Source organism: Ruegeria sp. HKCCSP346 (genome assembly GCF_017872595.1).
Classification (GTDB): Bacteria; Pseudomonadota; Alphaproteobacteria; order Rhodobacterales; family Rhodobacteraceae; genus Ruegeria.
This window is the reverse complement of the sequence record NZ_JAEDOT010000010.1, coordinates 65,570-86,791: the sequence shown is the minus strand read 5'-3', so window position 1 is coordinate 86,791 and position 21,222 is coordinate 65,570. Positions and strand designations below refer to the sequence as shown.

At 57.5% G+C, this 21,222-nt stretch carries 24 protein-coding genes; 16 read left to right on the top strand and 8 right to left on the bottom strand.

Translation table 11 applies throughout. From position 1 onward, the window contains the following. Positions 1–34: 34 nt before the first annotated feature. The 4 genes from I9185_RS19095 to I9185_RS19080 are packed head-to-tail and all read left to right on the top strand — an operon-like array spanning position 35 to position 4,165. Entirely contained in the window at positions 35–1,162 is a 1,128-nt protein-coding gene (locus I9185_RS19095; RefSeq protein ID WP_171205253.1) for an ABC transporter ATP-binding protein, read from the top strand. Continuing rightward, the gene (locus tag I9185_RS19090; RefSeq protein ID WP_171637827.1) at positions 1,162–2,052 is read left to right on the top strand and encodes an ABC transporter permease subunit; all 891 of its coding nucleotides are present in this window, start codon (positions 1,162–1,164) and stop codon (positions 2,050–2,052) included. Before I9185_RS19095 ends, I9185_RS19090 begins: the two co-directional genes overlap by 1 nt. Beyond that, positions 2,049–2,867, top strand: coding sequence for an ABC transporter permease subunit (locus I9185_RS19085; protein WP_152459300.1), 819 nt, complete (start codon positions 2,049–2,051; stop codon positions 2,865–2,867). Before I9185_RS19090 ends, I9185_RS19085 begins: the two co-directional genes overlap by 4 nt. Further along, positions 2,864–4,165, top strand: coding sequence for an FAD-binding oxidoreductase (locus I9185_RS19080; RefSeq protein WP_210093843.1), 1,302 nt, complete (start codon positions 2,864–2,866; stop codon positions 4,163–4,165). The genes I9185_RS19085 and I9185_RS19080 overlap by 4 nt, the downstream gene beginning before the upstream one ends. 9 nt (positions 4,166–4,174) lie before the next feature. On the opposite strand, the gene I9185_RS19075 is transcribed toward I9185_RS19080, so the two are convergent. Genes I9185_RS19075 through I9185_RS19065 form a run of 3 tightly spaced genes read right to left on the bottom strand, consistent with a single transcriptional unit; the run spans position 4,175 to position 6,984 of the window. Next, on the bottom strand, positions 4,175–5,041 hold the full coding sequence (locus I9185_RS19075) for an aminoglycoside phosphotransferase family protein (protein ID WP_171724891.1): 867 nt from the start codon (positions 5,039–5,041) through the stop codon (positions 4,175–4,177). A 53-nt stretch (positions 5,042–5,094) separates the two neighbouring features. Continuing rightward, complete coding sequence (locus I9185_RS19070; RefSeq protein ID WP_171637821.1) at positions 5,095–5,757, bottom strand: flagellar hook capping FlgD N-terminal domain-containing protein; 663 nt, start codon at positions 5,755–5,757, stop codon at positions 5,095–5,097. A 3-nt stretch (positions 5,758–5,760) separates the two neighbouring features. Continuing rightward, complete coding sequence (locus I9185_RS19065; protein ID WP_210093842.1) at positions 5,761–6,984, bottom strand: flagellar hook-length control protein FliK; 1,224 nt, start codon at positions 6,982–6,984, stop codon at positions 5,761–5,763. Positions 6,985–7,094: 110 nt separating this feature from the next. Here I9185_RS19065 and I9185_RS19060 point away from each other — a divergent pair, with 110 nt between their 5' ends. The 6 genes from I9185_RS19060 (at position 7,095) to I9185_RS19035 (ending at position 10,783) form a co-directional block, all read left to right on the top strand. Then, positions 7,095–7,370: a rod-binding protein gene (locus I9185_RS19060; RefSeq protein ID WP_171637817.1), complete on the top strand. Its 276-nt coding sequence runs from the start codon at positions 7,095–7,097 to the stop codon at positions 7,368–7,370. Further along, entirely contained in the window at positions 7,360–7,719 is a 360-nt protein-coding gene (locus tag I9185_RS19055; RefSeq protein WP_152459294.1) for a flagellar biosynthesis protein FlgN, read from the top strand. Before I9185_RS19060 ends, I9185_RS19055 begins: the two co-directional genes overlap by 11 nt. A gap of 208 nt (positions 7,720–7,927) precedes the next feature. Then, a complete protein-coding gene (locus tag I9185_RS19050) occupies positions 7,928–9,139 on the top strand; it encodes a flagellin (protein WP_171724893.1) in 1,212 nt (403 codons plus the stop codon). A 77-nt stretch (positions 9,140–9,216) separates the two neighbouring features. Further along, on the top strand, positions 9,217–9,591 hold the full coding sequence (gene flaF, locus I9185_RS19045) for a flagellar biosynthesis regulator FlaF (RefSeq protein WP_171637813.1): 375 nt from the start codon (positions 9,217–9,219) through the stop codon (positions 9,589–9,591). Next, positions 9,591–9,992: a flagellar biosynthesis repressor FlbT gene (gene flbT / locus I9185_RS19040; protein WP_171637811.1), complete on the top strand. Its 402-nt coding sequence runs from the start codon at positions 9,591–9,593 to the stop codon at positions 9,990–9,992. The genes flaF and flbT overlap by 1 nt, the downstream gene beginning before the upstream one ends. Beyond that, the gene (locus tag I9185_RS19035; RefSeq protein WP_171724894.1) at positions 9,989–10,783 is read left to right on the top strand and encodes a DUF1217 domain-containing protein; all 795 of its coding nucleotides are present in this window, start codon (positions 9,989–9,991) and stop codon (positions 10,781–10,783) included. Before flbT ends, I9185_RS19035 begins: the two co-directional genes overlap by 4 nt. 101 nt (positions 10,784–10,884) lie before the next feature. Here I9185_RS19035 and I9185_RS19030 read toward each other — a convergent pair whose 3' ends face one another. From I9185_RS19030 to I9185_RS19020, 3 genes are all read right to left on the bottom strand, one after another. Next, positions 10,885–12,459, bottom strand: a complete 1,575-nt coding sequence (locus I9185_RS19030) for a DUF427 domain-containing protein (protein WP_210093841.1) — start codon at positions 12,457–12,459, stop codon at positions 10,885–10,887. A gap of 106 nt (positions 12,460–12,565) precedes the next feature. Beyond that, positions 12,566–13,267: a helix-turn-helix domain-containing protein gene (locus I9185_RS19025; RefSeq protein ID WP_210093840.1), complete on the bottom strand. Its 702-nt coding sequence runs from the start codon at positions 13,265–13,267 to the stop codon at positions 12,566–12,568. Beyond that, the gene (locus I9185_RS19020; RefSeq protein ID WP_210093839.1) at positions 13,239–13,526 is read right to left on the bottom strand and encodes a hypothetical protein; all 288 of its coding nucleotides are present in this window, start codon (positions 13,524–13,526) and stop codon (positions 13,239–13,241) included. The genes I9185_RS19025 and I9185_RS19020 overlap by 29 nt, the downstream gene beginning before the upstream one ends. Positions 13,527–13,702: 176 nt before the next feature. Between I9185_RS19020 and I9185_RS19015 the strand changes: the two genes are divergently transcribed. The 4 genes from I9185_RS19015 (at position 13,703) to I9185_RS19000 (ending at position 17,620) form a co-directional block, all read left to right on the top strand. Continuing rightward, positions 13,703–14,161 (top strand): hypothetical protein, encoded by a 459-nt coding sequence (locus I9185_RS19015; protein WP_171637801.1) that lies wholly within the window; start codon positions 13,703–13,705, stop codon positions 14,159–14,161. Between the two features lie 110 nt (positions 14,162–14,271). Beyond that, a complete protein-coding gene (locus I9185_RS19010) occupies positions 14,272–14,889 on the top strand; it encodes a ribonuclease HII (RefSeq protein ID WP_171637799.1) in 618 nt (205 codons plus the stop codon). Between the two features lie 107 nt (positions 14,890–14,996). Next, positions 14,997–16,097, top strand: coding sequence for a site-specific DNA-methyltransferase (locus I9185_RS19005; RefSeq protein WP_170427508.1), 1,101 nt, complete (start codon positions 14,997–14,999; stop codon positions 16,095–16,097). A gap of 140 nt (positions 16,098–16,237) precedes the next feature. Continuing rightward, positions 16,238–17,620 (top strand): adenylate/guanylate cyclase domain-containing protein, encoded by a 1,383-nt coding sequence (locus tag I9185_RS19000; RefSeq protein ID WP_171637795.1) that lies wholly within the window; start codon positions 16,238–16,240, stop codon positions 17,618–17,620. Between the two features lie 79 nt (positions 17,621–17,699). Here the strand turns inward: I9185_RS19000 and I9185_RS18995 are convergent, their stop codons facing one another. Further along, on the bottom strand, positions 17,700–18,836 hold the full coding sequence (locus tag I9185_RS18995) for an alkane 1-monooxygenase (RefSeq protein ID WP_210093838.1): 1,137 nt from the start codon (positions 18,834–18,836) through the stop codon (positions 17,700–17,702). Positions 18,837–18,897: 61 nt separating this feature from the next. Beyond that, the gene (gene mutY, locus I9185_RS18990; RefSeq protein WP_210093837.1) at positions 18,898–19,953 is read right to left on the bottom strand and encodes an A/G-specific adenine glycosylase; all 1,056 of its coding nucleotides are present in this window, start codon (positions 19,951–19,953) and stop codon (positions 18,898–18,900) included. An 81-nt stretch (positions 19,954–20,034) separates the two neighbouring features. Between mutY and I9185_RS18985 the strand changes: the two genes are divergently transcribed. Together I9185_RS18985 and I9185_RS18980 are read left to right on the top strand one after the other, a co-directional pair. Beyond that, complete coding sequence (locus I9185_RS18985) at positions 20,035–20,541, top strand: DciA family protein (protein ID WP_210093836.1); 507 nt, start codon at positions 20,035–20,037, stop codon at positions 20,539–20,541. Positions 20,542–20,554: 13 nt separating this feature from the next. Then, on the top strand, positions 20,555–21,217 hold the full coding sequence (locus tag I9185_RS18980; RefSeq protein WP_171724901.1) for a DsbA family protein: 663 nt from the start codon (positions 20,555–20,557) through the stop codon (positions 21,215–21,217). The last annotated feature ends 5 nt before the right edge of the window (positions 21,218–21,222 follow it).

Sequence of the window (21,222 nt, the reverse complement as noted above, 5' to 3'; positions counted from 1 at the left end):
CACTATTGTCCAAACTGACCATGCGGGGGCTGCTTTGAGTTCTGACGTTTTTGCGCCGTGGAATGACCCACAGGCGAAACCCTTGATCCAGTTCCAGAACGTGACCAAGCGCTTTGGCGAGTTCACGGCGATCGACAACCTGTCTCTGGATATTTTCGAACGTGAGTTTTTTGCCCTGCTAGGCCCTTCTGGGTGCGGCAAAACAACGATGATGCGGATGTTGGCCGGGTTCGAGACCCCGACCGAAGGCCATATCCTGCTGGGCGGGCAGGATATTGACCCCATCCCGCCGAACAAACGGGCCGTGAACATGATGTTCCAGTCCTATGCCCTGTTCCCGCATCTGAGTGTCTGGGAAAACATCGCTTTCGGTCTGCGCCGAGACAACATGCCCAAGCACGATCTGGAAGATCGGGTCGAAGAGATGCTGCGCCTGACCCGGCTGGAACAGTTCGCCCGTCGCAAACCGCATCAGATCTCGGGCGGTCAGAGGCAGCGCGTCGCGCTGGCGCGCTCGTTGGCCAAAGCGCCCAAGCTTCTGCTGCTGGATGAACCGCTGGGCGCGTTGGACAAGAAGCTGCGTCAGGATACCCAGTTCGAATTGATGGATATCCAGGAAAAGACCGGCACCACCTTTGTCATCGTCACTCATGATCAGGAAGAGGCGATGACAGTCGCCACCCGCGTCGCGGTGATGGATCAAGGCCAGTTAAAGCAAGTGGCCACCCCGGATCGCATCTATGAAAACCCTGAATCTGTTTATGTCGCTGACTTCATCGGAGATGTGAACATAATCGAAGGCCGCGCGACTCCATCCGGAGAGGACGCCTATCAGATCGATTGGGCCGAAGGTCAGGCCCCGTTCACGGCATCTTCGCCTGCCGGTTTCTCAGACGGCCAGCCCTGCCATCTGGCGATCCGCCCCGAGAAAGTGACAATCTCTGCCGAACGGCCCGTCGATGCGGTCAACGCCGTGCAGGGCAAGGTTCACGACATTGCCTATCTGGGCAATCTGTCCACCTATCACGTTGAATTGGCAAACGGCACAATCATCAAGGCGCAGACGGCCAACACCCGCCGCATCTCGCGCCGTTCTTTCACCTGGGAAGACCCGGTCTGGCTGTCCTGGACAGCCACGGCTGCGGTTCTGTTGGCCAACTGATGCGCCGCGCCGTTCTGATCGCCATTCCTTACGTCTGGCTGTTGGCACTGTTTCTGGTGCCGTTCTTCATCGTTCTGAAGATTTCGCTGTCGGATACCGCGCTTGCCATACCCCCTTATGCTCCGACTTTGGACCTGTCTGCCGGTTGGGCGGGGATAAAGGAGTTTTTCAGCCAGCTTGATCTGGAGAATTATGTCTGGCTGACCGAGGACGACCTGTATTGGAAAGCCTACCTGTCCAGCGTCAAGATCGCTTTGATTTCGACCTTCCTGACACTGCTGGTGGGCTATCCCATTGCCTACGGCATGGCCCGCGCGCCTCAGGAATGGCGACCGACACTGATGATGCTGGTCATCCTGCCCTTCTGGACTTCGTTCCTGATCCGGGTTTACGCTTGGATGGGCATTCTGTCGAACGAAGGGTACCTCAACCAGATCTTGCTGTGGACCGGTATCATCTCGACGCCGCTGACGATCCTGAACACGTCAACTGCCGTCTATATCGGCATTGTCTACACCTACCTGCCTTTCATGATCCTGCCGATCTATTCTGCGTTGGAACGGTTGGACGGATCATTGATCGAAGCGGCCGAGGATCTGGGGTGTTCCCGTTTGCAGGCCTTCTGGTTGGTGACCATCCCGCTATCCAAACCCGGTATCATTGCAGGGTGTTTCCTGGTGATGATCCCTGTGATCGGTGAATTCGTGATCCCATCCCTTCTGGGTGGTTCCGGTACGCTGATGATCGGCAAGGTTCTGTGGGAAGAGTTCTTTTCGAACCGTGACTGGCCGGTGGCAAGTGCGGTGGCCATCGTGCTGCTGCTGATCCTTGTCATTCCCATCGTGCTGTTCCAGCGCAACCAGCAGAAACAGGCGGAGGCCGAGGGATGAACAGATTGAGCTGGTTCAACACGGTTTCGCTGACGCTGGGTTTTGCGTTTCTGTACATCCCGATGATCATCCTGATCGTCTTCAGCTTCAACGAAAGCAAGCTGGTCACGGTCTGGGCCGGGTTTTCGACGAAATGGTACGGAGAGCTGCTGCGGAACGAAGCGTTCCTTGATGCCGCCTGGGTCACGATCCGGGTCGCGGTCTTTTCGTCGACGCTGGCGACAATTCTTGGAACGGCCGCCGCTTATGTACTGGTCCGCAGCGGGCGTTTCTTTGGCCGGACACTGTTTTCCGGCATGATCTATGCACCGCTGGTCATGCCCGAAGTGATCACCGGCCTGTCGCTGCTTTTGCTGTTTATTGGCATCGGCCTGGATCGGGGTATTCTGACCATCGTTCTGGCGCATACGACCTTTTCGATGTGTTTCGTTTCCGTTGTCGTATCCTCGCGCCTCATCACCTTTGACCGGTCGCTGGAAGAGGCTGCGCTGGACCTTGGGTGTTCGCCCGCGCAAGCCTTCCGTCTTGTTACCCTGCCGATCATCGCACCTGCGGTAATCTCGGGCTGGTTGCTGGCCTTCACCTTGTCACTTGATGATCTGGTGATTGCATCCTTCACTTCGGGGCCGTCGGCGACGACATTGCCGATCAAGATATTCTCGGCCGTGCGCCTTGGTGTCAGCCCGGAAATCAACGCGTTGTCGACGATCATGATCGCTGTGGTGACGGTCGGGGTAATCACGGCCTCGCTTGTGACCAAACGCGCGATGGTACGTCAGCAGCAGGACGAAATGGCCGCAGCGCGCACCGAATGAAGCGGATTTTTCCAGACTACGCCTATGGCAGCGAACCTCGCGACGGCTGTTGGTGGGACGAAACTGTTGCCAGCCCGGATTGGCCGAACTTCCAGGGCGACATGCATGTGGATGTGGCCATTATTGGCGGTGGATTTACAGGCGTTTCGGCTGCTCTGCATTTGGCTGAAGATGCTTCGGTTGCGGTTTTCGAAGCCGGCGCACCGGGGTGGGGTGCCTCGGGCCGAAATGGCGGGTTTTGCTGTCTTGGCGGCTCAAAACTTGGCCACGCATCCATGCAGCGCCGATTTGGCCGCGATGCTGCTTTGGACTATGCGGCAGCGGAACAGGAAGCGGTCCGACTGGTCGCTGATCTGTTGGCACAGCATCAGATCGATGCGGATACCCACTCCAGCGGGGAAACCCAGCTGGCGCATTCCAGGCGGGCGATGGACATGCTGCGCCGCAATGCCGACGAGGCGGGAACCCTGCACGAAGCCAGAGACCTGCCCGCGAAGGGCATGGGTGGCGCGTTTCATGGTGGATACACTTCGCCGGTTGGTTTCGGGTTGAATCCCCGCAAATACCTGTTCGGGATTGCCCGAGCCGCCGAAGCAATGGGCGCGCATCTGTTCCGGAATTCCCCAGTTCTGAGCGTTGAAAAAACGGCGTCCGGCTTTGTGTTGCAAACGCAGAGCGGGCCAGTCAAAGCGCAGGCGGTGTTGGTGTGTACCAACGGCTACTCCAGCGAGGATATCCCGGCCTGGATGTGCGGACGATACATGCCTGCCCAGTCGACCGTCATGGTAACGCGACCCCTTGGCCAAACCGAACAGATGGCACAGGGATGGACATCGGATCAGATGTGCTATGACACGCGCAATCTGTTGCACTATTTCCGCCTGATGCCGGACGGGCGCTTTCTGTTTGGTATGAGGGGCGGCCTGCGGTCATCGGCCGAAGCTGAAGCAGCCATTCGGCGAAAGGTTCAGCAGGATTTCAAACATATGTTTCCTGCTTGGTCGACGGTCGAGGTCACTCATATCTGGTCCGGTTTGGTGTGCCTGTCGCGGGCCCTGACACCTTTTGTCGGCCCCGTTCCGGATCAACCGGGGATGTTCGCCGGTTTTGCATATCACGGCAACGGCGTCGCCATGGGCACGTATTGCGGTCGAGCATTGGCGCGGTTGGTTCTGGGGCAGGACTCCAGGCTGCCGGCCGTGATGACGCAAACACCGGGTCGGTTTCCTTTGGGTCGCTGGCGCCGTGTGCTCATGCCGCCAGCCTACGCCATGCTGGCACTGGCCGACCTGCGATGAGGCGGGGCGTTACAGAATTGCGGTTTCCAAGTTCAAACCTGTCGCGTAATCGGGCGCACCATTTTCAGCGCGCCAGAGGCAATACGTCGCCATGCGCCACGCATACCATGGCCTGAGCTGTTCATAGCGCGCGACGATTTTGGGCCTGCCGTAGGCCGAAAGAAACTGGTCTTCCTCTTTCTTCGACAGCGGTGAGCCTCGGTAAAGCTGCTGCATAGCAGGCGACAAAAACAGCGCAAGGTCTTCGCAGGGATCGCCCTGGGCCGGGCATTGCCAGTCGATCAAGGTCAGACCACCGGTCGCCACCAGGATATTGCCTGCCACGGGGTCGCCATGGATCAGGCACGTCTGTTGCGTGGGTGCGACCGAATTTGAAGGTTGCAAATCAGCGAGTTCGTCGCGCCCGTTTGACGTGCAGCCTTGCAGAATTCTTTTTCCATGAGCGCGCAAGTCTGCGCTGCCATTGCATCCGGCTGGCGCCTGGACGGCAATGGGCAGGGTATGAAGCTTGCGCAGCAAGGCGCCAACCTGGGCTGAATCCTGCCGCCAGGGAGCTCCGGGGGCGTGGTCGTAAAACACCCAACGGGCTTCTTTGTATTGCCCTGTGGCCCGCAACCTTGGCACGAAGCCCGTGGTGCCAAGCGCCTTCAGACATTGGGCCTCCAACTCTGCATCATTGCGAAACAAAGGATTGCGCAACGCTGTGCTGTAGAGTTTCAGGACTTTGTCACTGTCGCGGCCCTTGACCTTCCACACCCTGTTGGTGCGCCCGCCGTACAAGGTCTCGAACCGGGGATGCGCGTTGACCAATCCTTGCGCGTGGAGATGGTCAACCAGATCACGAGGGGGGGCAGGCAGGTCGGGCAGAGGTTCCATCACTTCTTATGGCGAGTCGATTTGCCAAGGTTTGGCCCGTCCCGCCCGACAGATCAAGCACCAGTTCGGACTGCGGTGACCTGAGTTGCGGGAACCACCTGACCGCCCTGCAAGGTCAGCAAAACAGCATCGTCGCCAACCTGTGCTTCGACGACGCGATTGTAGGCGGCGACAGGTTTTTCGGAGAGCAACTTGTCGCCCTTGTAGCTTTCCAGAGTTGCGGTGTAGTTGCCTGATGCCAATGGATTGCCTGAAGAATCCACTCCGGCCCAAACAAACTCCTCAGTTGTCGTGGGCACGGTGACATTATCGATCACCGTGCCGTCACTGTCGCGGATCACCAATTTCGTCGCGTCCGCATCAGGGTCGGCCTGGGCAAACAATGTCACGGGCTGGCCGGCAAAGTGAAAGGCTGATGTCGAACGGACGTCCATGCCCACCCAGCTTGCAAGCTCGTTCAGTTTTGTGCCGCCCAATGCGTTGGCCAGGTTGGACAAGAGGTCATTGGTCTGGACTTGTTGCTCGACCATCGAGAACTGCGCCAACTGAGACGCATATTCGGTCGAATCCATCGGCTCCAGCGGATCCTGATTCTTTGCCTGCGCCGTTAGCATCAGCAAGAAAGTCTCAAAGTCGGACGTAATCGCGGATTTCTGAGATGCCCCGGCCTTTTGTTGATCCGCAAAGGGCTGCGCGGTGTTGACAGGCGTAATCATTGGTCAAAACCTCATGTCGATGCCTTGGCCCGAGGCCAGATACTGTGTTTGGGAAGTTGTGTGATCAATCCGTTCATGCGGCGCAGCTTCAGAATGTGAAGGGGATTGTGTGTCAGCGTCGTTTGCATCCTTTTGATGTGCGCTAGAACCCCAAGAGGTTCCCAGGTCAAAGCTCAGATCCCCATAACCCAGCTTCTGAAACTCTTCTGTCAGAACGGACAAATGACGCCGCATTAATTCGAGGGTTTCCGGGCGCTCGGTCGCAATGGTGATTTGCAGGCCGTCCTCCCGACCGTTCAGAACAATCGACACACGCCCAAGCTCTTCCGGATTCAGCGCTATTTCCGTTGCTCCTGATCCGATACGAGTCTGGACAGCTGCTGACAGCTGACCAGCAATCGACCGGGCGATTTCCGTTCGGGCAGCAGTGGACGGAACCGTAATTTGAGGCGCGGACTCACGCGAGGTCAGCGGCAAAGGTTCCTCTCTGGCGGCCGGCAGGGCCTCAGCTTCGATAACGGGTTCCACGGGTTCGGCTTCAACGGCAGTTGCCATCAGCTGAAGCTGCGCCACCGAGGGCGCCCGGTCAGGCGCTGACGGTTTGGGCGTCGGAATGTTCACTTCGGGCAACGGCTTCTTTTCAGGGTCCAGCGGAAAGGGGACGGCCCCCATTTGTTCGACCGTGCCTGTGGGCTTTGCAAGCTGATGAAACATCTGGCCGATTTCGGTCATGGCTGTCACTTGCACAGGTTGGGTCGTCGGACCCAGCGCCTTCTGCGAGAGCGCCGGAATCTGGGAAGGCGTGTCGCTTTGTGTGGGCAAACCTTTTGGTACTGATACCGGTGGTTGTTTCAGAGTTTCCGAGGGTGCTTGATTTACCTCCGCCAACTGAACCGGCACCACCTTTACCTCGTCCAGGTCCGGGGTTTCCAGAAATGCAGAAGGGGGTTGCTGTTCGCCGATGTGTTCTGAAATCGGGGTGGGATGGGCCGTTTCAGATGCCTCGGCCGTTGTCTCCGGCACAAATTCGGGCTCTGATTCGACAATTTTCAGCTCGGCATTGATGGCAGCGTTTTCGCCTTCAGGGCGGCCGGTGGCACCAACCTCTTGCCCGAGGATATCCTGAAAGCTCTCCGAGCCAGTGTTTTGGCCCGGAGCCTTACGAGATGTGACGGCTTTCTCGGTTGTGGTCGGCGTTGCGTTCGCCAGCGTTAGGGGGTTGGGCATTTTGCTCCGGCTCCGTGTGACTGGTCGGAACACTGCCTGTAGGAAGTTACGTTTATTTTAACCGCTTTCACCTTTGATCGAGAAAGTTCGAAGCAAATTCGGAGAATGCCATGAAGGTTTCCACCCTTCCTCACGTATCTCAATTACAGTCACCCCAGACCCGGCTGAAAAACGCCGCCATAGAGCTGGAGGCCGCGTTTCTGGCCGAAACGCTGAAATCTGCCGGGTTGGGAAAGACCCGTCAGTCCTTTGGCGGTGGCGCCGGTGAGGATCAGTTTTCTTCGATGCTTGTTCAACATCAGGCGCAGCAACTGGCCCGGTCCGGCGGCGTGGGCCTTTCCGAAATTCTGTTCAAGTCACTGATGGAGAAAACCGATGACTTCTAAGGCCGATAAAGCGTTGATCAAGTCTTTGGAAGAAGTCCTGGATTTGGAACGTGCAGCACTTGTGCAGGGGGATCTGGACCGTTTGTCCAGCATGGTGCCTGAAAAAGAAAAGCTGATCGGGGCAATCAATGATCTTCAGGTGCTGGAAAGTGAGGCACTGATTCGCGTTCAACAGAAAGCCGAGCGCAATCAGGCGCTGCTGAACAGCGCGGCTGAAGGCATCCGGGCGGTCGCCAGCCGAATGGCTGAATTGCGGCGCGTTCGGCAGGAATTTAGCACCTATGGTGCAGACGGACAGCGAAGTGAATTCGCGGTGCGCAGCACGGCAAAGCTGGAAAAGCGGGCATAGGCAGAAGTTTGATTCAAATCCGAAATTTCTGGGCCGGACGCTTTAGCACTCCGTTAGGGGATCGAGTTCAAAAGTGGTGTTGCACCTGAGATCAACAGGTGGCGCGAACGGCCACGCGGCGCGTCGCACAGGTCAGAAAGACACCAATGCCCGCAAATAGTGCGGGGTGAACATGGGCAAAATGGCCCGAACGAAAAGGATGAAAGCTATGTCCAGCATTCTGACAAACAATGGCGCGATGGTTGCGCTGCAAACCCTCAAGTCGGTCAACAAGAACCTGGCAATGACCCAGAACGCGATCTCGACCGGCAAGGATGTCGCAACGGCCAAGGACAACTCGGCAGTATGGGCGATTTCCAAAGTGATGGAGTCGGACGTCAAAGGTTTCAACGCCATCAAGGACAGCCTCGCGCTTGGCGAATCGACCGTCGCCGTTGCCCGGAATGCCGCAGAAACCGTCACTGATCTGCTGACCCAGATGAAAGGCAAGATCGTCGCCGCGCAGGAAGACAACGTTGATCGAGGCAAAATCAATGATGATGTGACTGCTCTGAAAGATCAGATTGCGTCCGTTGTCAGCGCAGCGCAGTTCAATGGCCTGAACCTGGTTGACGGCTCTGCTGGTTCCGCTTCGGTTCTGGCGTCGTTGGATCGTGACAATACCGGGGCCGTGACCGCATCGTCGATCACCGTTGCAGGGCAGAACCTGTCAACCGGCGGTTATGTCACCAAGCAGGTTTTTGACGGTTCGACCGGCGCATCGGCAGGCAACGATCGCGTCGGCGCAACCATCGACAACGGCGCGACTGCTGCGACCGCGCTGGTCACCGACGAATCCAGCGGTGCATTTGCCGCCGGCGACAAGGTTGTCGTCGCGATCAACGATCAGGTCGTGTCCTATACCGTGTCTGCCGAAGACGCCGCCGCGACAACAACCGGTGATCTGGTTGCCGTTGGATTGAAATCGAAGATTGAAGAGCTTGGGATTACCGGTCTGACCGTCGACTATGACTCGGGTACAGCAGGAACCCTGTCCATCACCAACGGTACGGGCTCTGACATTTCATTCTCGGCTCAATTCGTGAACGCCGGCGCAGGTGGTCTTGGCGCGCTGGCCGGCATTGATGTATCGACCGGTGCGGGTGCGACCGCTGCCCTGGCCGCCGTTGAATCGCTGATCGATACTTCGATCGATGCATCAGCTGCTTTCGGTTCCTCCCAAGGCCGGATCGAAACTCAGAAAGAGTTCATCTCGAACCTGTCCGACTCGTTCAAGTCAGGTATCGGGTCTCTGGTCGACGCGGACATGGAAGAGACTTCGGCGCGGCTACAGGCGCTTCAGGTTCAGCAACAGTTGGCAACACAGTCGCTTTCGATCGCCAATCAGGCACCGCAGTCGATTCTGTCGCTGTTCCGCTAATTCGCGAAATCGGTTGGGGCGCGTTCTTCGCGCCCCATCAATGACTGCCTGATGACGGCCCTTTGGAAGGATTTCAAGTGACACCGCAAACCCTAGCCCATCAAACTTATGCGCAAACCACCGCGCCGACTCGGACGCCTCGAGACACAGAATACGAAGCGATTTCAAGGATCACACGGCGCCTGAAGGCAGCAACAGCACAAAAGGCAACGGATTTTTCGGGTTTTGTTCAGGCCGTGCACGAAAACCGGCGGCTATGGGGGGTGCTCGCAACCGGCGTTGCCGATTCCGAGAATGCCCTGCCCAACGACCTGAGAGCCAGGATCTTCTACCTTGCCGAATTCACCGAACAACACAGCAGCCGCGTTCTGGGAGACGGCGCAACCGTTGAGCCGTTGGTGGAAATCAACACGGCCGTACTGCGCGGGTTGCGCCAAATGAGGGCAACTTGATGAGCGGTCTGGTCCTAAAGCTTGCCCCGAAAGAAAGGGTTCTGATCAACGGGGTCGTAATTGAGAACGGCGATCGCCGCGGCCGGTTTTCGATTATGACGCCCCAGGCAAATGTACTTCGATTGCGGGACGCGATTCATCCGGATGAGGTGAATACGCCGGTGCGCCGCGTCTGTTATGCCGCGCAGCTTGTATTGTCAGGGGACATCGAACCTTGCCAAGCACGTCAGCAACTGTTGCGCCGCGTGGAAGAGCTGAGCCAGGTTTTTACGGATGCAGATAGCCGTCGGGTCTTGGCCGAAGCCACGGATGCCCTGGTTGCAGAGCATTATTACAAGTGCCTCAAATCGCTTCGCTCGCTTCTGCCGCGCGAAGAGCGGCTGATGGCTTACCAGCAATGACATTCCAACCCGTCATTCCAAGCGGCGGAATCGTGGGCTGGCGGTTCCTGCAACGTACCTATGAAAGTCAGCTCCAGAGTTTTTCGTCGTCAGCAGCAAATGAAAGAGAGACAAAGTATTTTCTGGACAACATCGGGAAAATCCAATCCGCTGAAGAGCTGGTTACGGATCGCAGGTTGTTGCAGGTCGCTTTGGGTGCGTTCGGCTTGGAAGGAGATTTGGACAACCGGTTTTTCATACGCAAAATCCTCGAGGATGGGACACAGGCGGATGACGCGTTGTCCAATCGTTTGGCCGACAAGCGATACCGGGCATTTTCTGACGCCTTTGGGTTTGGTCCCGGAGCTGTCCGAAAAACCGCGCGGACGTCCGACATGGAGCAAATCGCCCAGGCCAATTTGACGGCCAGGTTTGAAATCGCCGTTGGCGAGTCGGATGAAACGATGCGAATTTCGCTCTATGCACAACGAGAGCTTTCGGATCTTGCCAACAGGACCTCAAGCGCAGACACAAAGTGGTTTGATCTTATGGGGCTGCCACCTTTGCGCAGCATGATGGAAACGGCACTTGGACTGCCGTCATCCTTTGCGCAGCTGGACATTGACAAACAACTGGTCGAGTTCAAGGCTAGGTTGCTCAAACTGACCGGCTCGGATGACCTGGCACAGTTTTCGAACCCACAGTCTGTTGAGAAACTGACCGACACCTATTTGGCCAGAAGTCAGATTGCGCAACTTCAGAACACGATCTCGCCGGCGCAGACCGCATTGATCTTGTTGGGGGCCGTTTGAGCAGAACGCCTCCGGATCGAAGTGATCGGTGAAGCATGATCGCAAGGGCGTCACGTTGATCAAGGCAATGCGGGTTTCTTCAGAACTGCAAACGACAGGCCTCAACCGTTCAGAATCTCATCGGCTGCGGTTCGTAAAGCGTATGATCTGACGGGACGGGACACATTGTGCAGATTGACGTCTCCCAGCGGTACAGCATTGGAACAGGCGGGTTCGATGTCTTCTGAAACGACAATGCGGTGCCCTTGCGACTTGCCGAACTCGCCCAAACGTGCGGCGATGTTTGCGGCCTGACCGATAACTGTGAAATCAAGCCGTTCGCGAGATCCCACATTGCCGTAGGTGACACGCCCATACGCGACGCCGATCGAACAGTCGCAATGCCTGTCCGTACCTACTTTTCGCAGCTCTCCCAAAGTTTCGACGATTTTGATCGCCGAGCGCTGGGCATTGGTGCGGGCCGTACTGGCATCCTCGTCCGTTGCCGGGAAGACGGCAAGCACAGCGTCGCCAATGAACTTCAGGACTTCTCCGTTGTTGTCATGAACAATGCCCGAGACCGTTTCAAAGAACTCGTTCAGCAGATTGATATACTCGCCCCGGCCCAGCTTCTCTTCCAGGCTCGTTGAATTACGGAGGTCGCAGAACATGATGGCGGCGTCGATCTCATCCCCGTCACCCCGCCTGATTTCGCCGCCCAATACGCGCGCGCCGGTGCGTTTGCCGACATAGGTTTCCAGCAGGACCTGCGCGTTTTCGCGCTGCATGAACACTTCGTAGAAACGGGCGATTACCGAGGAACATTCAAAGACAAGGCCCAGATTTTCGGTGGTAAACCCGTCCGGGTGATCGCAGGTCAGCGTCAGAACATTGGTGCGCCCGTCGGAAAACGGCAAGGGCATGGCCACGTAATCTGTTGCGCCCTTGGCCCGCAGGTCCTCCATGATCGGGAAGCTGTTATGCGGGTTTTCATCATTCAACCTTTGCCGCACGCCACCCAGGCCGTTCGAGACATGCCGCAAGGGGCTGTTGATGAAAGCTGGGTGATCATAGATTTCGTATGTCGGAGCCCGGGTCAGAATCTCTTCTTCATCTTTTTCCCAGATATAGTGCTTTCCCGCGATCAGGGGGTGAAGGGACCAGGCCAGAATGCTCAGCCTTTGTATTGCGATGCCATGCTCCAGCATCTTTTCGGCCAGCGCTTCGGTAAAGCTTTCGGGCGTTGCCGCGGTCGAAGCACCACGCATCAACCAATCAATCAGGGGCCCGCTGATGTTGCCGTCTTCAGGTTCGCGAAGGCGGTTGTCGCCCAGATCGATCTTCGTATAGGCGCCGGGCACAAAGCCGATACAGCCTTGAATGGCCGCGCTTTCGGGCAGGGCTTCCTCATAGGCCCAGACAGAATTGGCCAGGTTTTCGGACCCCAGATTGATGTCGTGATACGTGGCAGTGCCTTTGAACGGGCAGAATGTTTGCAGGTCTGTTTCTTCGCTCAAATCAACACAGACATCCGCGCGGGGAACATAGATCGTGGGCGGCAGGCGCGTTTCATACATCACCTTGGCATCTGTGCTTTCAGCCAAAAGCACATCATTGCGATAAATGGCAATTCTGCCATTCAGCGATTCAACCGATATTCCATACCCATTGATTTTTGGTGCGGCGTGGACGTTCATATGCGACCTCCCTTGCCTGGGTTTTTTCTAGAATGGGGCTTTGCATCCCACATTCCAAGAGGCGCAGAAGGGAAAAGTGCCAACGCATACGGTCATGCAGCAAGGTTCAGACCATTTGTATGACGTCTTTTTCGATGGACAGCATGTACCCTTTTTTGGCGATGTTTTTGACCAGAAGTTCACTGACCATCTGATTGCCAAGCGCATCCCGCAACCGTTTGATCCGCGTCGCGCCTGCGGCTTCGTCGCAATCGGCTTCATTACGGCCGGAAATCATCGCCTCGATCTGGGCGCCGGACAAAACCTCATCATCCAGTCGCGATTCAGCCAGAACCGATAAGGTTTCCATGGCGGCAGGCGTGAGTTTGAAATCCATGTTGTTGAGGTAGACGGTGTTTTCCTCGCGGCTGATCAGCAACGAAGTCACCTGAATGCCGGTGCGTTCGATTTGCGCCATGCGTCGGTTCAGCAGTACCAGCATAACCAGAAAGACCAATGCCGAGGCCATCATGGCACAGGCAAAAACCAGAAGCACATAGATCACCATCCGATAGCTGGACAGGGTGTCGGCGAAGGCGGTGCCAGACTGGGCCAGAACTTCAAGCAGGCGAATCTCGGTCTGTGAAGTCAGATCGGTCTCGATGAACAATCGCTCGACCCGCGCGTTGAATGCGTTCGCGTCCGGCAGGGTCCAGAACAGGAAAACGGCAGCGGTGATCAGAATGGCGATAATGGCTGCGACGCCCAGCACAACCAGACGGACCCCCGACCGGCGTGCGTCAGAAACGGAGATAGAATTGTCCGGCATTGCCTTTCCTCTGATCCAACCCTTCCGGCCCGAAAACGGACTGCACTTCAAGCAAGGTCCAGCCTGACGCGCTCAGGCGCTGGGCGATTTCTGCTTGGGCCTGGCCCTTGTCGCAGTTCGAGACCTGGATAACCCCATAATGCAAACGCAGCGGGTTGTCTTTCTTGGCCTTGTAATCCGCATAGCAATCCGCCGCAGACGCAGCAGAGCCAAGCGATATCAGGACCGCAAGGGTCAGAGAAGAGAGGATCTGTTTCATAGGCTGCATCCTGCGCACGAGTCGCCGCGATATTCAATAACCCAAGGGGTTTGCGGGTTCTGATATCCGATAACACCGGGCCGTTATTGCTTGTCTGGGCCGGTCGCCCCCAGTGTCAGGGCAATCAGGACGCGCTCCGTCACACGGTCGCCCAAACACTATGAAGGACACGCATCATGCATAAGAAATTCATCGCATTCATCGTTGCGACCGCGGTTGCAATAACCGGGGTGTCTGCGTCTCAGGCACGGGCTGCGGACGCAAAGGACATTCTTGGCGGGCTGGCCGCCATCGCGATCATCGGGGCCGGGGTTCACTATTACAACAAGGAAAAGAAAAAGGATCGGGCGACTCGCCACCAAACCTATACCCCGGCACCTTACACGCCGCAGCCGGTGCGCCCTCTGCCGCCGCGCGTGGCGCGTTATGATCTGCCCCAGCGCTGCCTGCGCACATTCAACGGGTATTCACAGGATCATCCGCTGCTTGGGCCGAAATGCCTCAAGAAGCACTACAAACATGCCAATAGCCTGCCGCAAGAGTGCAAAGTCGGTTTCTGGAATGGGCAAAAGGTCAAGCGGGCATACGAACCCGCGTGCCTGCGCCAGAAAGGATACCGTGTCGTTTACCAGTAACACCGGTTGAGCAGGAGCGGCGCCAAAGAAGCGCCGTGTGAGAGAGGGCGGTGTGGGCTGCCCTCTCTTTTTTTCTTGCGGCGCTGTGTGAAACACGGTTTTCCAAAGGCATGACAAAACCAGATTTCGAACTTGAACAGGCGCTGCTGGGCCGGGGCCATTGCCGCATCGCGGGCGTGGATGAGGTCGGGCGCGGCCCTTTGGCCGGCCCGGTCGTCGCGGCAGCGGTGATCCTGAACCCACAGGCCATCCCCGAAGGGTTGAATGATTCCAAGAAGCTGACGGCCAGACGTCGGGCCGCCCTGGATGCCGAGATCCGGCACAGCGCCGAGTTTGCCGTGGCCGAAGCCTCGGTCGCCGAGATTGACGAGATCAACATCCTCAGGGCATCGCATCTGGCGATGCTGCGCGCGGTTGAGGCACTGTCGCCGGCCCCCGATTTCCTGCTGATCGACGGGAATATGATTCCACGCGGCCTGAAAATCCCGTCGCAGGCCGTCGTGAAGGGGGATGCCCGATCGGTGTCGATTGCAGCCGCCTCGATCCTTGCGAAAAACTGGCGCGATCAGGTGATGGTGGATTTGGCGCAACAGCATCCGGGATATGGATGGGAAACCAACGCCGGCTATCCGTCAAAACAACACAAGGAAGCGCTGCAAAATCTTGGCGTGACCCCACACCATAGACGTTCGTTCAAGCCAGTGCACAATATCTTGTATCAAGAGTAAATCGTAAGTCGCTGATTCAAAAAAGAAATTGACGGCGAATCGTCTTTGACTCATCCTTGTCTCAACCAAATGAGCGCAAAAGCGCCGTGGATACTTGAGGCAGTGATATGACAACGACCACCAAAAAGGGCGCAAAAGCGCTCCCTTTAAACACGATTCTATCCGGGGACTGCATCGAAGTGATGAACAGTCTGCCCGAGGCGTCGGTTGACCTGATTTTCGCCGATCCTCCGTATAACTTGCAGCTGAAAGGCCAGTTGCACCGCCCGGATAACTCTCAGGTGGATGCGGTTGATGATCACTGGGACCAGTTTTCCAGCTTTGGTGCCTATGACCAGTTCACGCGCGAATGGTTGAAGGCAGCACACCGTCTGCTGAAGCCCAACGGCGCTATCTGGGTGATCGGTTCTTACCACAATATTTTCCGTGTAGGCTCGGCTTTGCAGGACGCAGGATATTGGATCCTCAACGATGTGGTCTGGCGCAAGTCGAATCCGATGCCGAATTTCCGGGGCAAGCGCTTTACCAACGCGCATGAGACGATGATCTGGGCCAGCAAACGCGAAGGCGCGAAATACACCTTCAACTATGAGGCGCTAAAGGCTCTGAACGAAGGCGTGCAGATGCGCAGCGATTGGGTGCTGCCGATCTGCACCGGGCATGAGCGTCTAAAAGATGAAAACGGCGACAAGGCACACCCGACACAAAAACCGGAATCGCTGCTGCACCGCGTGTTGATTGGCTCGACCAATCCGGGCGATGTGATTTTGGATCCGTTCTTTGGCACAGGTACAACCGGTGCAGTCGCCAAAATGCTGGGTCGCGAGTTCATCGGGATCGAGCGCGAGGAAAGCTACCGCAAGGTGGCCGAGAAGCGTATTGCCAAGGTCCGCAAGTTCGATCGTGAGGCTCTGGAAGTTAGTGCCAGCAAACGCGCCGAACCGCGCGTGCCCTTCGGGCAACTGGTCGAACGTGGCATGCTGCGCCCGGGCGAAGAGTTGTATTCCATGAACCAGCGCCACAAAGCCAAGGTCAGGGCCGATGGCACATTGGTCGGTGACAACGTCAAAGGCTCGATCCATCAGGTGGGCGCCCATCTGGAAAATGCGCCATCCTGCAATGGCTGGACCTATTGGTGCTTCAAGCGTGACGGCAAAACGGTTCCGATCGACGTTCTGCGCCAGCAGATCCGGGCCGAGATGAACTGATACAAAGAACACCGCCGGTGCCTGTGGCCTGACACTAGGCACTACGCCTTGCCCCGCCGATCCTACGGCGGGGTCTTTTGTTTTCGGATCAACAGTGATTGCATGTTGTTGACCCTGACACTGCAAGAAAGATCACGGCCATGACCGAGACAACCGCGCAGCCCCGCCGCAGTCTGTTTTTCACGGAACCTGACACGTTCGATCTGGACAACAAATACACCGAGGCCGCGTTGGAGCGGCACAAGCGAGAAGGGTTGGAACTGGCCGTCCGCGCGCGCTGGGTGGCGATGGCACTGACCGGGGTTCTTCTGGTTTTCCTGAACCCGCAATGGGAGGTGCTTTGGTATCACTTCATTCTGCTGCTGATCTGCGCCAACGGTTGGCTGATCCGCCGTTCCGGTCGGGTGGGGCAATCGCGGGTCGAGCTTCTTTTGATCTTCGTGGATCTGCTGATCATGACCCTTGGAATGATCGTGCCCAACCCGTTCAGTGACGATGTTCGCCCTCTGGCCATGCAATACCGGTTCGACAATTTTCAGTACTTTTTCGTCATCCTGGCGGCTGGAACCCTAGCTTATTCCTGGCGAACGGTCATTGCCATCGGTTCGTGGACGGCATTGATGTGGACGATCGGTTGGATCGTTGCCTCGTGGGTGGCAACGCCGATTCCGGGGATCAGCGAAAAGGTTGCAGAGGCCTTGCAGGGCTATCCGGATGTTGCCGAGCTGTTGGACCCCAACAGTTTCATGGTCCCTCAACGTATCCAGCAAGTGATCGTATTCATAATGGTCGCGGTAACGCTGGGCATTTCGATGCGGCGTCTCAATCAATTGTTGATGAACAACGCAGGATTGGAACGTGAACGGGCCAACCTGTCGCGGTATTTCTCGCCCAATGTGGTGGATGAGCTGAGCCAGAACGATGAACCGCTGAAACAGGTCCGCAAAGAAGATGTGGCCGTTCTGTTCATCGATATCGTCGGGTTCACCAAATACGCCGCCGGGCGGGATCCCTATGAAGTGATCGAGGTTCTGCGCGGGTTTCATGCCCGTATGGAAACCGAGGTATTCCGGCACCACGGGACCTTGGACAAGTATCTGGGCGACGGTTTGATGGCGACCTTCGGCACTCCGGTGCCAACGCCCCTGGACGCGAGCAATGCCCTGGACTGCGCGCGTGCGATGGTGGGTGTGATCGACCGTTGGAATCTGGAACGTCGCAGGGTGGGAGAGCCCGAAATCCATGTCGGCGTTGGGGTGCATTACGGCTCGGTCGTACTTGGGGATATCGGTGCCAACCGGTTGGAATTCGCGGTGATTGGCGATGCGGTCAATGTGGCGGCCAAGCTTGAGGCACTGACGCGTGATTTCAAGGCGCGTATCGTTGTCAGCGATGCCGTGCGTTTGCGGGTTGAGGAAGAAAACCCGCAGGCGCCGGAGGTCATGGCCGGTTTTGGTGCCTGCCGCGACCAAACCGTGCGAGGGGTCGAGGCGCCGATGGATGTCTGGGTGATGAAAAGCTGAGGGCCTCCCGCCCGTCAGAACAGGATCGCAGATGCAGTGCTGACAGTTGGGTCAAGCAGCGCGCCAGTGCGCGCTGCGGTCACGCTTTGGGCATGGGGTTCAAAGATTTGCTGTAGGGGTGCCAGTCGGTGATCTCGGGATAATAGTGGCGTCGCCACGCGCGAACGCGCGGGTTCATGACCCGCCGCCAAAGCGGAGGGATCATAGCGAACACGGTCATGACGGGATAGCCATAGGGCAATTGTGGGGCTGCGCCCGACGCGTGATGTTGCAGCAGCGGAAACCGGCGATTGGGTTTGTAATGGTGGTCCGAATGGCGCTGAAGATTGATCAGCAACCAGTTCGAAGCTTTCTGCGAGGCATTCCAGGAATGGCGTGGCAGGACATGCTCGTACCGTCCGTCGCCCAGGTGTTTTCGGGTCAGGCCGTAATGTTCGACGTAATTGACCAGCTCGAGCTGCCAGATCGCGACACCAGCCTGAAGCAGAAATAACGCCACGCCGGACCATCCTCCGATCAGGCCGGCCAGTGCCAGCATCCCACCTTGCAGCGCCCAGTACCGCCAGAACGGGTTTGAACGATCTGTCCACGGTCTGCCGATGCGGGCCAGCTTGTTGCGCTCGGCGTTGAAGGCCGAAACCCAGCATTGCCACAGAACGCGGGGATAGAAGCGATGGAAACCTTCGTTGTAGCGCGCCGTTACCGGATCGCGTGGGGTGCCAACATGGCGGTGATGGACCAACAGGTGCTCAGACCGAAAATGAGAATACAGCACCATGGCAAGAAGGATGTCCCCCAGCCAGCGTTCCATACGGCTTTTCTGGTGCATCAACTCGTGGCTGTAATTGATCCCAATCGTGCCCGAAATGACGCCCATGCCAAAGAAGAGGCCGATTTTCTCAAGCGTTGACAGATGGGTGCCGTGGGTTGCGTACCAGATCAGACCAAAAAGGGTGACGAACTGGATCGGGACCCAGAGTTTTGTCAGCAATATGTACCATTGCAGCGCCGTGTCCGGCGTCTCGGGGTCGGCGTTTTGAGTGTTGAGCCCGCTGATCCGGTCCAGCACTGCAAAAGCCCACCAGGTTGCGGCAGGAACCAGCAGCAGTGACCATCCACCGGTAGCAGCTGAAAACCAGACCAGCGGGATCAGCAGCAGCGACACCCAGAAAGGGGATGCAGATTGCCAGCGGGACAATGTGCCAGTTGCGATCATCTTTTCTGCTCCGACTTTTTGGACATACCCTAGACATGGCCCGAAGACTTGCACAGCGGACTTATTGTCCTCTCCACAGATCAAAGACCTTTCGCATCACTGTTGGCAGGTCGCCGGGCCTGAAGCTGTGCTTGTCGACGACCGTCAGATGTTCGGGTACGTCGTGATCAGCGGCATCCGTGGTCCAGATCTGCAAAATCAGGTGGAAATGTGTAAATGTGTGGCGCACTTCGCCCGGCAACATCTTCCAATTCGCAGGGAACGGGGCACGTTCGGTCGGGGCATCGTCCCACTCTGATCCGGGCCAACCCAGCATTCCGCCCAGCAGACCTTTGTCAGGCCGGCGTTCCAGCACCATGGCACCGTCTGCCATACGCGCGACATACACGTGCCCATAGCGGGTTGGCTTGGGTTTTTTGGGTGTTTTTCGTGGCAGGTCGGCTTGGGTGCCTGCGACGCGGCTCTGACAGGGGTCACGCAGGGGGCAGATGCCACATGCCGGCGACTTCGGCGTACAGATGGTGGCCCCCAAATCCATGACCGCCTGCGCGTAATCGCCGGGGCGTGCGGCCGGGGTCAGGGCTGATGCCTTTTCCTTCAGCAGGGGTTTGGAGCCGGGTAACGGGTCGTGAATGTCGTGGAGCCGGGCCATGACACGCTCGACGTTTCCATCCAGCACGGTTTCGGGCTGATCGAATGCAATGGCCGAGATCGCAGCCGCAGTATAGGGGCCAATGCCGGGTAGCTTCAGCAGGGCGTCAAAGCTGTCGGGAAACCGGCCATCGTGATCCTGCGTGACAGCACGCGCGCATTTCAACAGATTGCGGGCGCGGGCGTAATAGCCAAGCCCGGCCCATTCCCCCATGACCTGTTCGTCCGGTGCGGCGGCCAGGGCCTGAACCGTGGGCCAACGGGTGGTGAAACGCAGGAAATAGTCACGAACGGCGGCAACTGTTGTTTGCTGTAGCATCACTTCGGACAACCAGACCCGATAGGGATCGGGGCGTATGCCGGCGGCGCGATCCGCCGGACCCGTGCGCCAAGGCATTTCGCGGGCGTGGCGGTCGTACCACTCCAGCAACGCATCACTGACGGTCAATTCAGCAGAGTCACGCAAGTTTTATCCATCTCCCTGTCGGGTTTCTCTGGCACCCGGTGCCCTGCTCAGTACAATAGAGGTGTAGGAGCTGGAAACCAGATGCAACGCAGACGTTCTTCGACCCGTGGGTTCAAACGCACCGCGTCCGTGCTGAACGATCAGATCAGGCGCGCCGGGGAAAGCCGGGGGTTTGCCGTGTCGCGGCTCTTGACCCATTGGGCCGAGATCGTCGGCCAGGAAATCGCCGCCATCGCACGCCCGGTCAAAGTGGGTTATGGCAAGGGCGGTTTTGGCGCGACCCTGACCGTTCTGACCACCGGGCCACAAGCTCCGATGCTGGAAATGCAGAAGGAACAGATTCGCGGAAAGGTGAATGCGGTCTATGGCTACAACGCCATCAGCCGCGTCCGCATTACCCAGACCGCTCCGACCGGATTTGCCGAGGGGCAGGCCAGTTTCGACCACAAGCCGAAGCAAACCAAACCCCAGATTGCGCCTGACATTGCCGCCGAGGCTGACAAAGTGTCACGCAATGTAAATGATGAAGATTTGCGCGCGGCCCTTGAACGTCTCGGGCGCAACGTTTTATCCAAACAGAAACGCTGAGAAAGGGCTGAAAATGAGCCGTATTGCAACCGTAATCTGTGCGGCCGTCGCCGTGGCCGCTGGCGGCTATTGGCTGACAGGGTCGAACACCAATGTCACCATTCCACTGGTCAGTGCCGCCGAAGCGCAGGAGGCAGACCTGGATACTTCGACGATCGTCGAGATGGTGCAGGGCGCTGAGGATGCACCTGTCGAAATCATCGAATATGCATCATATACCTGCCCGCACTGCGCAAACTTCCACACAGGCGCGTATAAGCAGCTCAAGAAAGACTTCATCGACACCGGCAAGGTCAAGTTTACCTATCGTGAGGTGTATTTTGACCGCTACGGCCTTTGGGCATCGATGGTTGCACGCTGCGCTGGCCCCGAAAAGTTCTTCGGTATCACAGACCTGATCTATGAAGGGCAGGCAGAATGGACACGCGCAGGTGGTCCGGCCGAGATCGTGGATGAGCTGCGCAAGATCGGTCGTTTGGCCGGCATCGATGGCGACCAGCTTGAGGCTTGCCTGCAAGACGGTACCAAGGCGCGGACATTGGCTGCGTGGTATCAGGAAAACGCCGAACGAGATGGTATTCAGTCGACCCCGTCGTTCCTTGTGAACGGCAAGAAAGTCGACAACCAGTCCTACGCTGACTTCAAAAAGCTGATCGAAGACGAACTGGGCGGCTAAAAACC